The sequence below is a fragment of the Stenotrophomonas sp. genome, assembly GCF_035634915.1.
Lineage (GTDB): Bacteria > Pseudomonadota > Gammaproteobacteria > Xanthomonadales > Xanthomonadaceae > Stenotrophomonas.
Genome location: NZ_DASQCB010000005.1, coordinates 216,785 through 229,598 on the forward strand (window position 1 = coordinate 216,785; position 12,814 = coordinate 229,598).

13 protein-coding genes are annotated in these 12,814 nt (G+C 69.5%); 2 read left to right on the forward strand and 11 right to left on the reverse strand.

The features are described 5' to 3' along the window. Positions 1-6: 6 nt before the first annotated feature. Both VER16_RS05180 and VER16_RS05185 read left to right on the forward strand, forming a co-directional pair. On the forward strand, positions 7-831 hold the full coding sequence (locus tag VER16_RS05180; protein WP_324805965.1) for an META and DUF4377 domain-containing protein: 825 nt from the start codon (positions 7-9) through the stop codon (positions 829-831). Positions 832-1,005: 174 nt separating this feature from the next. Further along, entirely contained in the window at positions 1,006-1,539 is a 534-nt protein-coding gene (locus VER16_RS05185; protein ID WP_324805967.1) for an NADPH-dependent FMN reductase, read from the forward strand. 29 nt (positions 1,540-1,568) lie between these two features. Here VER16_RS05185 and VER16_RS05190 read toward each other — a convergent pair whose 3' ends face one another. From VER16_RS05190 to VER16_RS05240, 11 genes are all read right to left on the reverse strand, one after another. Beyond that, a complete protein-coding gene (locus VER16_RS05190) occupies positions 1,569-2,177 on the reverse strand; it encodes a YbhB/YbcL family Raf kinase inhibitor-like protein (protein WP_324805969.1) in 609 nt (202 codons plus the stop codon). Positions 2,178-2,188: 11 nt separating this feature from the next. Then, positions 2,189-4,261: a tetratricopeptide repeat protein gene (locus tag VER16_RS05195; protein ID WP_324805971.1), complete on the reverse strand. Its 2,073-nt coding sequence runs from the start codon at positions 4,259-4,261 to the stop codon at positions 2,189-2,191. Positions 4,262-4,317: 56 nt separating this feature from the next. Beyond that, positions 4,318-5,352, reverse strand: coding sequence for a YheT family hydrolase (locus VER16_RS05200; RefSeq protein ID WP_324805973.1), 1,035 nt, complete (start codon positions 5,350-5,352; stop codon positions 4,318-4,320). 7 nt (positions 5,353-5,359) lie between these two features. After that, positions 5,360-6,151 carry a lysophospholipid acyltransferase family protein gene (locus VER16_RS05205; RefSeq protein ID WP_324805975.1) on the reverse strand — a complete coding sequence of 264 codons (792 nt, stop codon included), beginning with the start codon at positions 6,149-6,151 and terminating at the stop codon, positions 5,360-5,362. Between the two features lie 169 nt (positions 6,152-6,320). Further along, positions 6,321-7,154: an MBL fold metallo-hydrolase gene (locus VER16_RS05210; protein ID WP_324805977.1), complete on the reverse strand. Its 834-nt coding sequence runs from the start codon at positions 7,152-7,154 to the stop codon at positions 6,321-6,323. After that, positions 7,141-8,148, reverse strand: a complete 1,008-nt coding sequence (locus VER16_RS05215) for an NAD-dependent epimerase/dehydratase family protein (protein ID WP_324805979.1) — start codon at positions 8,146-8,148, stop codon at positions 7,141-7,143. Before VER16_RS05215 ends, VER16_RS05210 begins: the two co-directional genes overlap by 14 nt. Further along, entirely contained in the window at positions 8,148-9,167 is a 1,020-nt protein-coding gene (locus tag VER16_RS05220) for a 3-oxoacyl-[acyl-carrier-protein] synthase III C-terminal domain-containing protein (protein WP_324805981.1), read from the reverse strand. Before VER16_RS05220 ends, VER16_RS05215 begins: the two co-directional genes overlap by 1 nt. A 5-nt stretch (positions 9,168-9,172) precedes the next feature. After that, positions 9,173-9,607 (reverse strand): hotdog fold thioesterase, encoded by a 435-nt coding sequence (locus tag VER16_RS05225; protein ID WP_324805983.1) that lies wholly within the window; start codon positions 9,605-9,607, stop codon positions 9,173-9,175. Between the two features lie 10 nt (positions 9,608-9,617). Then, a complete protein-coding gene (locus VER16_RS05230; RefSeq protein ID WP_324805985.1) occupies positions 9,618-11,699 on the reverse strand; it encodes a phospholipase D family protein in 2,082 nt (693 codons plus the stop codon). Continuing rightward, entirely contained in the window at positions 11,696-12,325 is a 630-nt protein-coding gene (locus VER16_RS05235) for a YceI family protein (protein WP_324805986.1), read from the reverse strand. Before VER16_RS05235 ends, VER16_RS05230 begins: the two co-directional genes overlap by 4 nt. Before the next feature lie 4 nt (positions 12,326-12,329). Continuing rightward, positions 12,330-12,806, reverse strand: coding sequence for a histidine phosphatase family protein (locus tag VER16_RS05240; protein ID WP_324805988.1), 477 nt, complete (start codon positions 12,804-12,806; stop codon positions 12,330-12,332). Positions 12,807-12,814 lie beyond the last annotated feature (8 nt).

Below are 12,814 nucleotides of genomic sequence, written 5' to 3' on the forward strand. Positions count from 1 at the left end.
ACCACCATGAACCGCACGCTCACCCTGCTCCTCCCGCTGGCCCTGCTGGCCGCCTGCAGCCAGCCCCCGGCACCCGCCGGTACCGGCGGCGACGACGTGGCCCCGGCCGCCACCAAGGCAGCGGACCAGCAGACGCTGGCGCACCTGGATGCGCAGCGCCTGCAGAGCCAGCACTGGTTGCTGAAGCAGGCCACCGCGGCCGACGGCACGCGCATCGATGCGCTGTTCGCCCGCGCTGACAAGCCCGTCACCCTGGACTTCGCCGATGGCCGCCTGTCGGTGAGCAACACCTGCAACCGCCTGGGCGGTGGTTACACGTTGGAGAACGGCACGCTGAAGGTGGGCGCGATGGCATCGACCATGATGGCCTGCACCGACAAGGCGCTGATGGCGCTGGATGAAGCGGTGTCCAGCCGCCTGCAGGGCGAACTGAAGGCCGCGCCGGATGCCGATGGCACGCTGAGCCTGACCACCGGCAAGGGCGACGTGCTGGTGTTCGCACCGGAACCGACCGCCGAAACCCGCTACGGCGGCCCGGGCGAAACCGTGTTCCTGGAAGTGGCCGCGAAGACCCAGAAGTGCTCGCACCCGCTGATTCCGGATTACCAGTGCCTGCAGGTGCGTGAGGTGAAGTTCGACGACAAGGGCCTGAAGCAGGGCGAGCCGGGCAAGTTCGAGAACTTCTACGGCAACATCGAGGGCTACACCCACGAAGACGGCGTGCGCAACGTGGTGCGGGTGAAGCGCTTCGCGGTGAAGAACCCGCCGGCCGACGCGCCGTCGCAGGCGTACGTGCTGGATATGGTGGTCGAGTCGGCGACCGGGAAGTAACGCCGATCACCGCGGGGTAGAGCCGGCTGTCAGTCGGCTCGCTTCTGTAGCGTCGAGCCCTGCTCGACTGTGCCGAAAGCAGTCGAGCATGGCTCGACGCTACAGAAAGCCCAGCCGAGCATGGCTCGGCTCTACAGATAAAGGGGCGCACGCCTGCGTGCTAGCCTTGCGGCGATGAAGATTCTCGCCATCTCCGGCAGCGTGCGCCGGCAATCCACCAACACCGCGCTGCTACGGGCGCTGCAGGCCATCGCACCGATAGGCATGGCGCTGGAGGTCTACATCGGCATCGGCGATCTGCCCGTGTTCTCGCCCGATCTCGAAGGCGCCGATGAGCCGTGCAGCGTCACCGCCTTCAAGGCGGCGATCGCGCAGAGCGACGGCGTGCTGGTGTGCAGCCCGGAGTACGTGCGCGGCATTCCCGGCGGCCTGAAGAACGCCATTGATTGGCTGGTCTCCGGCGACCAGATCGTGGGTCGGCCGATTGCGCTGGTGCATGCCTCGCATCGTGGCGAGGACATGCTGCAGGCACTGCGTGCGGTGCTGTCCACCGTAAGTTCGGGGTTCAGTGCCGAACTGTTCCTGCGTGTGCCGGTACTGGGCCTGGAGCCGCAGCAGGTGGCCGATGTGCTGGGCTCGGAGGCGCATCGGACTGAGGCCGATGCGTTTCTGGCGGGGTTTGCTGGGTATTGCCGTTCGCCTTTGTAGAGTCGAGCAAGCTCGACTCTACCTGGGGGTTACAGCGCCGGGTTCAGTGTGTAGGTGCCGTGCAGCGTGGCTTCGGCCAGCACGTGGCCGTGCATGGCGCGGTAGGCATCGGCGGCGGTGAAGCGCGGCGGCAGGTCCAGCGTCGCCACGTCCAGCGCGAACACGCGGAAGAAGTAACGGTGCACGCGCTCGTCGTTGAACGGCGGGTAGGGGCCGTCGTAGCCCAGGTAATCGCCGGCCATCTCCGGGTTGCCGGCAAACCAGCCGGTGAAATCGTTCACGCCCTGGCGGCTGCCGGCCGGGCCGGCCGGTGCCGGCTTGCCCTTGGCGACGAAACCATCACTGCAGCTGCCCGCCGCGATCTCCTGCACCGATGCCGGGATATCGGCCATCACCCAGTGCACGAAATCACAGCGCGGCTGGTCGCGCGGCACCGTCATGTCGCTGCGCCCGACCGTGTCAGGCACGGTCGGCACGTCCGGGTCCACGCACACCAGCAGGAACGAACGGGCACCCTCGGGCACCCCGCTCCACGCCAGCTGCGGGTTGCGGTTGGGGGCGAAACCCTGGGCATCACCGGCCGCGAATTCGCGGTCGATGGCTGCGGCAGGGGTGATGCTGTTGCTGCTCAACTGCATGCGCTGGCTCCTCAGGCTTCGGGATAGCCCAGCCGCACCGCGACCGGGGTCAACAGTTCGAACGCGGCACCCATCACGTCGGTGTAGCGGCGCCAGTGCCCGGCCGGGAGACGCGGCGGACCGATGCGCTCGGCCGGCGGGATCGGGGTATTGAACAGCTCCTGCAGCATGCCGGCGACCACGCGCGGATCATCGCGCACCTCGTCGATGCGCATCAGGATGTGCGGGTACAGGTCCTGCTCGTGCAGGGTCGCGACCTGGGCCATCGAACGCGCCAGCCACTCGGCCACTTCGGCCACGTTGTTGACCACGAACGGGGCCGGCGCGCCGTAGGCGATCCAGTCCAGCAGCATGTCGCGCGGGTCGCGCAGCACCACCAGCAGGCGCCCCTGCGGCAGATGCGGGCGCAGCGACCACAGCAGGGCGTTGTCCCACCACAGCAGCCAGTCGATGACGGTGTCGCTCTGCACGCCACGCGTGCGCAGCGCGTCACGCCAGCCACTCACCAGGCCTTCCGGACTGAGATCGCCCGAGGCCAGCTTCTGCAGGGTGAAATAGTTCTGGAAGGCGTCATCCGGCGGGGTCTGCGCGAAACGGTCGCTGCGCATCACCGGGCTGGCCCCGGTGAGGGTGACGGCCACGCGCTCGACGCCCGAGCCCGGCGCGCCCCACAGGAAGATCGGTGCGGATGCGGCGGCTTCGGCATCGACCTCACCCAGATCGGGCCAGTGCGGCGGTGCCTTTGCCTGCGGCGGCAGCGGCAGGCGCTGGGCGTTCTGCTCAGCATGCAGTTCCAGCCAGGTGCGCAGCGCTTCGCGCGGCTGGCCGGCCTGGTCCTGCACCTCGCCCAGCCAGGTGCGCAGCTCACGGCCAGCCGCCTCCGGCGCGGCGTCGATCAGCCCCTGCACGTGGGCAACGGCGGCGGCCGGGTCACGCGCCAGCAGGGCGGTGACCAGGCGGGTTTCGCCGCTGATACGGCCCGGCTCCAGTGCGATGATGCGACGGGCCATCGCCTCCACGGCATCGGCTTCGCCGGCGGCTTCATGCAGGCGCAGGCGTGCTTCCAGTGCCGGCACGAAGTCGGGCATGGCGTCGATCCAGCGGTCGGCCACGGCCACCGCGCCCGGGCTGCCGAAGCCCTCCGGCGCCAGTCGAGCCAGCCACAGATGCGGCAGCTGCGGGTGTTCGGCCAGCACCGCATCCAGTTCGGCGCGGGCTTCCTCTTCGCGGCCCAGGCACTGCCAGCAGGCCAGCAGCAGCTCGACCACGCGGCGGTCGTCCGGGTGGGTCTTCAGCATCGGCCGCAGCTGTTCCAGCGCCTGCATCGGCTGGTCGGCCTGCAGGGCGATCTCGGCACCGAGACGCTGCAGCGCTGGCGTATCCAGGCCAGGCACCTGCAGCGCCTGCTGCAGCTGCTGGTGGGCGGCCTCGACATTGCCCTGGCGCAGCGCCAGCTGCACCACCAGGCCATGCAGGCTGGTCATTGCCGGGTTGATCTCCAGGACACGACGGAAGGCCTGCTCGGCGAAAGCCAGCATGTCCTTGGCCAGGTAGGCCGAGCCCAGCGCGTACAGCACGCGCGGGTCATGGGTCATCTGCCGGGCGGCTTCGGACAGCAGCTGCAGGGCACGGTCGGCATCGTCGCGGCGCAGGGCCACCATGCCCTGCAGGGCCAGCACTTCCGGGTGCTCCGGTTCCAGCCTGGCCGCCATCGTGGTCTGGCGCGCGGCACTGTCGATGTCATTGCGGCCGATCGCCAGATGGGCCTGCATCAGGTAGGCCTCAAACGCGTTCGGGTTCAGATCGGTGGTGCGCAGCAGGGCTTCGTCGGCACCTTCGAAGTGGCGCAGGGCCAGCAGCAGGCCGGCCTGCTGCAGGTGCAGCTGTGCATCATCGGGGGCCAGCTGCAATGCCTGCTGCAGGGCCTCCATCGCGGCCTCGGCCTGGCCCTGCTGCTGCAGCGCAAGCGCCAGCCAGCGGTGGGCCTGGGCCTGGCCGGGTTCGTCGTGCGCCCACGCCTGTGCCAGCTGCACGGCCTGTGCGGTGTCGTTCTGGCGCAGGGCCTGGAGAATCTGGTCTTGCATGGCAGTCCGGTTCAATGGCAAACCCGCATTGTAGCGGCCTGCGCGCCGGTGCCGGTTCAGCCCGCCAGCACCCGCTGCAGGCGCTGGGCCACCCAGCGTTCGGAGAAGCCGTCGCCACGCCAGTTTTCAAGGAACCCGCAGTGGCCGCCCCAGCAGGCGGTTTCCAGCCGCGCCTGCTGCGGCAGCTGCCAGTCGTTGAAGGTCGAATAGGGAATCACCGGATCATCCTGGGCCATCAGGATATCGGCCGGCACCTGCAGGGTGGACAGGCGGTCGCCGGCAATCGAGTAGCCATCGAAATACGCCTGCAGCGAGCCGAAATCGGTATGCCGCTCGACCAGCCAGGTGGTCAGCGCGCGGATGTCCAGCTTCAGCACGCGGTCGTCGCAGTCGCTCAGTTCCGGGAACAGGTCGCGCTTGCGGCGCAGCGAACCGGCCCATTTGCGGCGGAAATACCAGTCGTACATCGCCGGGCCGCTCTGGATGCTGTCCATGGTCAGCGCCGGATCCAGCACCGGGCATACCGAGGCCACCCGCTGCAGCGGCACGCCGGCACCCGGCGCGCGCAGGGCCAGCCGCAGCACGAAGTTGCCGCCCAGCGAATAGCCTGCGGCCACCAGCGGCAGGTCCGGCCAGCGCCGCGCGATGTCACCGGCCGCCTGTACCACTTCATCGATGCGGTTGGAGTGGAAGATGCCGGGATTGAGGTGGTGGGTGTTGCCGTGGTCGCGGAAGTTAAGCCGCACCACGTCGAAGCCCTGGTCGATCATGCGCGCGGCCGCCATGCGCATGTAACTGGATTCGGCGCTGCCTTCCCAGCCGTGCAGCAGCAGGGCCATGCCCTTGGGCTCGCGGCCTTCGATATGGCTGTGCCAGCCCTGCAGGCGCACGCCGTCGCCGCCGTCGAGGATCAGCTCTTCGCTGACCGCACCGGTGGCGGCCAGCAGCAGCAGGCCGCGCTGCAGGCGCATGCGGCTGGAACTGAGCATGGACTGCAGGTGCGGATTGCGCAGCCAGCGCGGCGGCTGGTAGTCAGCCGCATGCAGCGTCGGCGCACCGGCGTCCAGCAGGGGTGGCGGGATCAGTGCCACCGCACGCTCACTGCCCGCTCATCGCCGCCACGATGCGCGCGCGCGAGGTTTCCGCGATGCGTCGGCGGCCTTCCAGGTCCTGGGCACCGATCGGTGCCAGGAAGTGCACTTCCGCACGTCGTGCCGGCTCGCCGAGCAGGCGCAGGAAATTGGCGAAGAAACTCTCGCCCGGGCCGAAGGCCACGATGGTCTGGGCGTCGCCATGGGTGCCGTAGACCAGCGCCACCGGCTGCACCGGCACGCCGGTTTCAACCGCGGCCTGGAAGATGCGCGCATGGAACGGGCCCACTTCGTGGCCGCCGCGGGTACGTCCTTCCGGGAACACGCCCACCGCCTTGCCATCACGCAGGCGGTCGGCCATCACCTGCATCACCCCACCGAGCGATTCGGTATTGCCACGCTGGTGGAAGATGGTCTGGCCACGCGCGGCCAGCCAGCCCACCAGCGGCCAGCTGGCGATCTCGCGCTTGGCGACGAAGCCCATCATGCGCTGGCTGTGCAGGATGCAGATATCCACCCAGCTGACGTGGTTGGCGACGAACAGCACCGCGCCCGGCAGCGCCGAACCGATCTGCACCAGGCGGAAGCCGAAGATCCACATCAGGCCGCCCTGCCACCAGTTGACGACCTTGGCGCCGAAGGTGGCATCACCCACGCGCAGTTCGCCCCACGGCGGAAGCATGCCGATGAGGATCAACGGCAGGAACACGGTGATGTGGACCAACAGCAGCGGTACGCGGTACAGGTAACGGCACACACGCGCCACGCCGCCACGGGGGGCCGGAGTGGGGGAAGTCATCCGCGCACGATACCGGACGGTTGCAGCCGCTGCCAGCCGATTCTGGCCATAAGTCCTATTGACCACGGCCATGGGCGGGAACACGGTGTCCTGTTGGCGGGGATGGTGGGGGGGTAGAGTCGAGCTTGCCCGACTGGCCGGGCCTGACAGCAGTCGAGCAAGCTCGACGCTACCGGGTGGCGGCGGGGCGCCATTGCCCGCAATGGGCCGGTACCAGCTGCAGGCCGGTCACCTGGCGCTGGATGTGCTGCAGCCGCTGCAGGGTCTGCCGGTAGCTGCCGGTGTGACCCAGCAGGGCGGTGACCAGCCTCGGTGGTGGCACGCCATCGGTGATGGCAGCACTGGACCAGGCCGCGTCGGCTACCAAAAACACCGGGCGGCCGTGGGCATCCTCGAACAACAGGCCATGCTGGCCCACCGCGTGGCCAGGCAGTGGCACCGCCAGCAGGCTGCGGTCGCCCAGCACGTCGCGGCCACGGCCGAAGGCATCGAACGGCCGCGGCAGGTCCACCTCCGGCAGGCTTTCCAGCCAGCCCATGCGCGGTGCCGCGTCGCGGGTCAACGCCGGCAGCAGGCCCACGCTGAGCGCACGCAGGCGCCCGCGCGCGGCCTGGTCCTGCCACGCGGCGCGCGAACACAGCAACGGCACATCGGGGAAATCGAGCACGCCACCCACATGGTCACCGTGCAGGTGCGAGAGCACCACCAGGCCGATGTCGGCCGCGCCGATGCCACGCTGCTGCAGCTGCGCGCGCACGCTCTGGCCCGGGCCCAGGTGCACCGGCGTGACCCAGCGGTACAGGCGCTCGGGGAAGCGCGCGGTGGCCTGCAGGAAGGCGTCCGAATAACCAGTGTCGAACAGGATGAGGCCGCGCTCCGGATGCCGCAGCAACGCCACCAGCGCCGGGAATTCGCAGCGATGCCAGCTGGCCCCTTGGCGCACGGCACGCTGCGGGTGCACGCAGTGGCCGGCCTCGATCAGGTCCCACTCAAGCCGTGCCATCGTTGCCTCCGTGCTGCTTCCAGTGGGTGGCGAAGGCCTGCAATGCGGCCTGCACGCCGGTGCGCGGGTCATAGCCGAGGTCGCGCCGCGCGGCGCTGATGTCCAGGGTCTGCGAGTACCCCAGCACGCCCACGCCATAGCGGGTGAGGCGCGGCTCGGGGCGGCCCGGGCGCAGGTTGGCCATGGCCTCGGCCACACCGGCCACAGCCAACGCCAACGTTCGCGGCACCGGCCGCAGGCGCACCTGCAGGTCCATCGCTTCGAACAGACCGTTGACCAATGCATGCACGTGCAGCGGGGTGCCAGCGCTGATGTTGTAGGCGCGCCCGCTGCAGCGCCCATCGGCCTGCAGCGCCAGGCTCACCGCCTGCACCGCATCGTCGATGGGGGTGACATCGATCAGCGCGCGGCCGCCATGGATCAGCGGGAAACGGCCGCTGGCCGCCACCGCCAGCAGGCGCGGCAGGATGGCACGGTCGCCCGGCCCGAACACCGCACGCGGGCGCAGCACCACGGTGTGCAGCCCCTGGCGCGCGGCTTCGGCCACGGCCAGTTCCGATTCCCATTTGCTGCGGGCGTAGTCGGTGATCCAGCGCCGTGGCGGCTGGAAGCGTTCATCCAGACCGTACTGGTCGGCGAAGCGGAAGTAGATGCTGGGCGAGCCCAGGTGGACCAGGCGGGCAACGCCAGCCGCCTGCGCGGCCTGCAGCAGGCGCGTGGTGGCCAGCACGTTGGCCCGCTGGAACGCCGCCGCCGTTCCCCAGGGCTGTGACATCGCCGCGCAGTGCACCACCGCGTCGCAGCCCTGCAGCAGCGGCGCCAGGGCATCCTCGGCAAGGTCTGCAGCAACCGTTTCGATGCCCTGCGCAGCCAGCATCTGCAGCCGGAGCGCATCGCGCCCGCTGCCACGCACCTGCCAGCCCTGCGCCGCCAGCGCGCGCGCGGCATGCTGGCCGATGAAGCCGCTGGCGCCGGTGACCAGGACCCTGCGCATCAGTAGCGCAGTACCGCGCCGCCCAGCGCCAGGCCGGCGCCGGTGCCGATCAGCAGGGCCTGGCCGCCACGCGGCAGGCGGCCGTCGACCAGCGCCTGGTGCAGGGCCATCGGCAACGAGGCCGCCAGCTGGTTGCCATGCTCGCGCAGGATGCGCACCAGCCGCTGCGGCGGCAGGCCCAGCACGCGTTGCAGGTGGTCCAGGGCCTGCCCGCTGGCCTGGTGGGGCACGATCACATCGCAGCCGGCCAGGGTGGTGCCGGCGCTGTCCAGCAGATCCTGCAGGAAACCGGGCAGGCGCCGCGCGGCTTCGCGGTACAGGGCCTTGCCCTGCATCTGGAAATGATGGGCGGCCCGGTAGGCATCGATATCGTCGAACAGGCGCATGCCGGTGCCACAGGTCGGCACCTGGCACAGTTCAGCACCGTCGCCATAGGTGCGCAGGCGGGTGGCCAGCAGCGCCGAAGCCTGGCCTGCGGCAGCGCGCTCGACCAGCATTGCCACTGCGCCATCGCCAAACAGCGGTGCGGTGAGCGGGTCATCCGGGTCGAGCCCGGCACTGGGAATGTCGCTGCAGACGATCAGCACGTGCCGGTAGCGGCCCAGCGCCAGCAGGCTGCCGGCCACTTCCAGTGCCACCACGAAGCCCAAGCAGGTGGCGTTGACGTCGAAGGACGGGATGCCGCTGTCGCCCAGCCCCAGGGCGCGCTGCACCAGCACGCCCTGGCAGGGAATGGCCTGCTCCATCACCCCGCAGGCAGAGATGATGCAGTCGATGTCGGCAGGTGCCAGGCCAGCGTGGTGCAGGGCCTGGCGCGCGGCCTGTGCGCCCATCCACGAGGCCCGCTCATCGGCCGAGGCATGGCCGCGGCTGGCCACGCCGCTGTGCCGTTCGACCCAACCGTCCGGTTTGTTCCAGCGCTGGTCGAACTGCTGCGAAGGCACGCGCAGGCGTGGCAAGTAGGCGCCGCTGGCGATGATCCGCAGGGGCAGCGCAGCGGGGGCAGGAAGGCCGGACATCGGCCTCAGCCGTGGCCTGCTGCCACCACCGCCAGGGTCAGCCGCGAGATGCATACCAGCCGGCCCTGCTCGTCTTCGATGCGGATCTCCCACAGCTGGGTGCTGCGGCCCACATGCACGGCGCGGGCGGTGCCGGTGACGGTGCCGCTGCGCACGGCGCGTACGTGGTTGGCGTTGATCTCCAGGCCCACGCAGACCTGCTTGCCGGTATCCACGCAGAGGTTGCCGGCGCTGCTGCCGAGGGTTTCGGCCAGTACCACCGAGGCGCCACCATGCAGGATGCCGTACGGCTGGCGGGTGCGTTCGTCCACCGGCATGGTCGCCTGCAGCCAGTCATCACCGGCGGCGGTGAAGACGATGCCCAGGGTATCGATGGCCGTGCCACGGCTGAGCGTGTTGAGCTGTTCGATGGAAACGGCTTCGCGGAACACCTGGGTCATGCAAGTACCTTCAGAGGATGGGGACGAGGCCGGCGCCGAATGCGGTCAGCATGCGCACCAGCAGCCATTTCGGGCCGACGTTCACTTCGGGGAAGTCACCGACGGGCACATAGCAGCGGTGGAAATCCGGGCTCTGCCGCGGCAGTGGCTGCGGGCAGTCCACGCCGGGCTGGAACTCGTAATCGGTGGCATAGCGCCACGGCCAGAAATCAAGGATGGGCAGGGCTTCAGAGGCCTTGCCCACGCTGTAGTTCAGCCCCGACAGCACCGGCGGCTTGGCGCGCGGCGCCACCGTCCAGGAATTCTGCGGGTGGGTGTCGCGCAGGATGCTCTGCGCCAGCTGCTCGGCGAACACCGGATCGTCGATGATCACCGCGCCTTCGGTGTTGTAGTTCTCGCTGCGCGGATCGAAGTTGTGGGTACCGACCACGCCGATGCGTCGATCGACCACCAGCGACTTGGCATGCAGGCCCATGCGCGCGCCCTTGCGGGTGACCGGCAGCGGCTTGTTGACCGCCTTGCTGCCCAGGAACGAGGGCCGCGTCTCGGTGCGCAGCAGGCGCGTTTCCACTTCGCTGCCGGCGGCACGCCGCCGGGCACGGCTGTTCTCGTAGGCACTGCCCAGGCGCGGATGCTGTACGGCCGGGCGCGTGTCCTGCGCTTCGGCATCGGCAGCTGCCTGCGTTGCCGGCGCATCGTCGCTGCCGCCACCGGCATTGCTGCCCGCCGCGCTGCCGCCGATCAACGGATTGCGCACGCCCGGATCGCCCCCGGCGCTGCCACCGCTGCCCAGCGGGTCGGGCAGCAGGTTGCGGTAATCCACTGGCGCATCCAGCGGGAACGGCTTGTATTCGAAGATGTTGAAGCCCAGTTCGCGCATGTTGCGCCGCTTGTACTTGTAGGACAGCGCATACACGATCGGGTTGTCGGTGGCCGCCAGGCTGTTGCTGGACACCACCACGCGCGGCGGCTCGGGCCGCTTGCGTAGTTCGCGGAAGAGCTTCTGCGCTGGCTTGGACAGCACCAGGTACGGCGTCTGCAGGATTACTTCCTTCTGCGCACCGGAAATGAGCGCATCCAGTTGCGGCTCGGTGACGTGCTGGCCGGCCAGCGGTGCATCGGCACGTTCGCGGCGGTGCTTGCGCGGCAGGTCAGCCACGTAGCGCACCGAATGCACCGGCAGCGCGGTGTCGACGAACGAGCGGGTGACGAAATCGCTGTCGTTGGCTTCCCCGCTGACCCGCTCTACCCGCTCGGGGCGGCGGAACTGCGCCGGCGGCAGGGCCGGCACGCCCTGCTTGAGCAGGGTGCGGCCAACATCATTGAGGCGTTCGGCGGGCACGCTGCGCGGCGCACGCCAGAACGCATCGAAGTTGGCGGCCATCGCCCGCGCTTCCGGGCCGGCGATCAGCACATCGCGGTCGCGGAAGTTGTACTCGCGGTCCCAGTCGTAATAGTCATCCTGGTAATTGCGGCCACCGACCACGCCGATCGCGTCATCAATGACCAGCAGCTTGTTGTGCATGCGCTGGTTGAAGCGGCGGAAGCAGCACAGCACGCTGCCGGCATAGTCGAAGTAGTTCAGCCGCGCCTTGCCGAAGGTGGGGTTGTAGACCCGCAGTTCGAAGTTCTGGTGGGCGCCGGACAGCGCCCCCAGGATCTCCAGGTCGGAAATCGCCGAGAGCTGGTCGATCAGCACCCGCACCTTCACCCCGCGGCGGGAAGCCGCCAGCAGTTCGTCGATGATGAGCCGGGCGCTGTCATCCTTGTCGAAGATGTAGGTCTGCAGGTCGATGCTGCGGGTGGCGCTGCGCAGCAGGTTCAGGCGGGCGACCAGCGCACCCTCGCCCTCGTCGAGCAGGGTGGCGTAGTGCTGCGGCTGCGCCTCGGTGGATTCGCTGAATGCACGCCCCGCCAGGGCCCGCAGCGGCGAATCCTGCGCGCAGCGGTCGGCGCGCTGGCAGTCCACCTCGGCCGAGCGGGCCTGCACGGCGATGGCCTGGGCACGGTCGCGCTCGGCGTTGGACAGCGACGCACAGCCGCTGCCCAGCAACACGGTTGCCAGCGCCAGTACACGCAGCAGGAGGTTCACGGTTTCGGCGCCTCGCTCATGCGGGCTCGTAGTACGAAGGTCACTCGGTCACTCAGGGCAAGCTGCCAGCTGTCCATGCCATACCGGCCTCGCTGCACGGTACCGCGGCTGACGACATCGCAATCATAGCCGGGTCGGGCGCATTCCGCCTTCTCCACCCGCAGGGTCTCCGGGTGGCTGACCCCGCGCAGGGTCAGCCGGCCCTGGATGTCGCCGCCCTGGCTGATGGTGTCGGGCCAGTACGGCAGCGAGTCGAATTCCACCGAGGGGTATCGGCCGGCATCGAAGAATTCCGGCCCGCGCATCCAGCCGGTGTAGCGCTCCTTGCCCGGGATCTCCACCGAACGGGTGAACATCTTCAGATGAACCTGGTGGCGGCCGTCGGACAGGATTTCCACGCGGCCCTCGAAGTGCGGGAACAGGCCTTCGATGCGCTGGCCGAAGCGGGTACGGACCTCGAAGCCGATCTGCGACCGGTGCACGTCCAGGTACAGCACGCGCGGCGACTCGGCCGACGCCAGCGCCACCACCGGTGGCAGCGGCGTGGGGGATGGAGGGGCAGCCCACGCCGGGCTGCAGGCCAGCAGCACCGGCAGCAGGCAGCGGCCGGGCCGTGCCAGGTTCATCGGTTCACGGCCACCAGAAGGCGTTCAGGCTGGCCACGCCGGGCTCGATCACCGCCTCGCGCGGGAACCCGAGCACGGCCACGGCCGCCGGCGGCATGCCGCGGTAGTCGCTGCTGGTGCCCTCGGTCATCAGCGCCACCAGCCGTTCCAGGCCGGGGTTGTGGCCAACGATCAATACCCGGTCCAGGTCGCGGCGCTCGTCCACCAGCGCGGCCAGGGTGCCCGGGGTGGCCTCGTAGATGCGGTCTTCCAGGCGCTTCTCGACGTAGCCGATGGTCGCCAGCACCGCTTCCAGGGTCTCGCGGGTGCGCCGCGACGGCGAGCACAGCACGCAGTCCGGCAGCAGGTTGTTTTCCTTCAGCCACTTGCCGGCCGCCTCGGCTTCGGCAAGACCCACCGGCGACAACGGCCGATCAAGGTCGGCCTGGCCGGGGGTGGCCGGTTCGGCATGGGCATGACGCAGCAGGATCAGTTCACGCATCGCGGGTT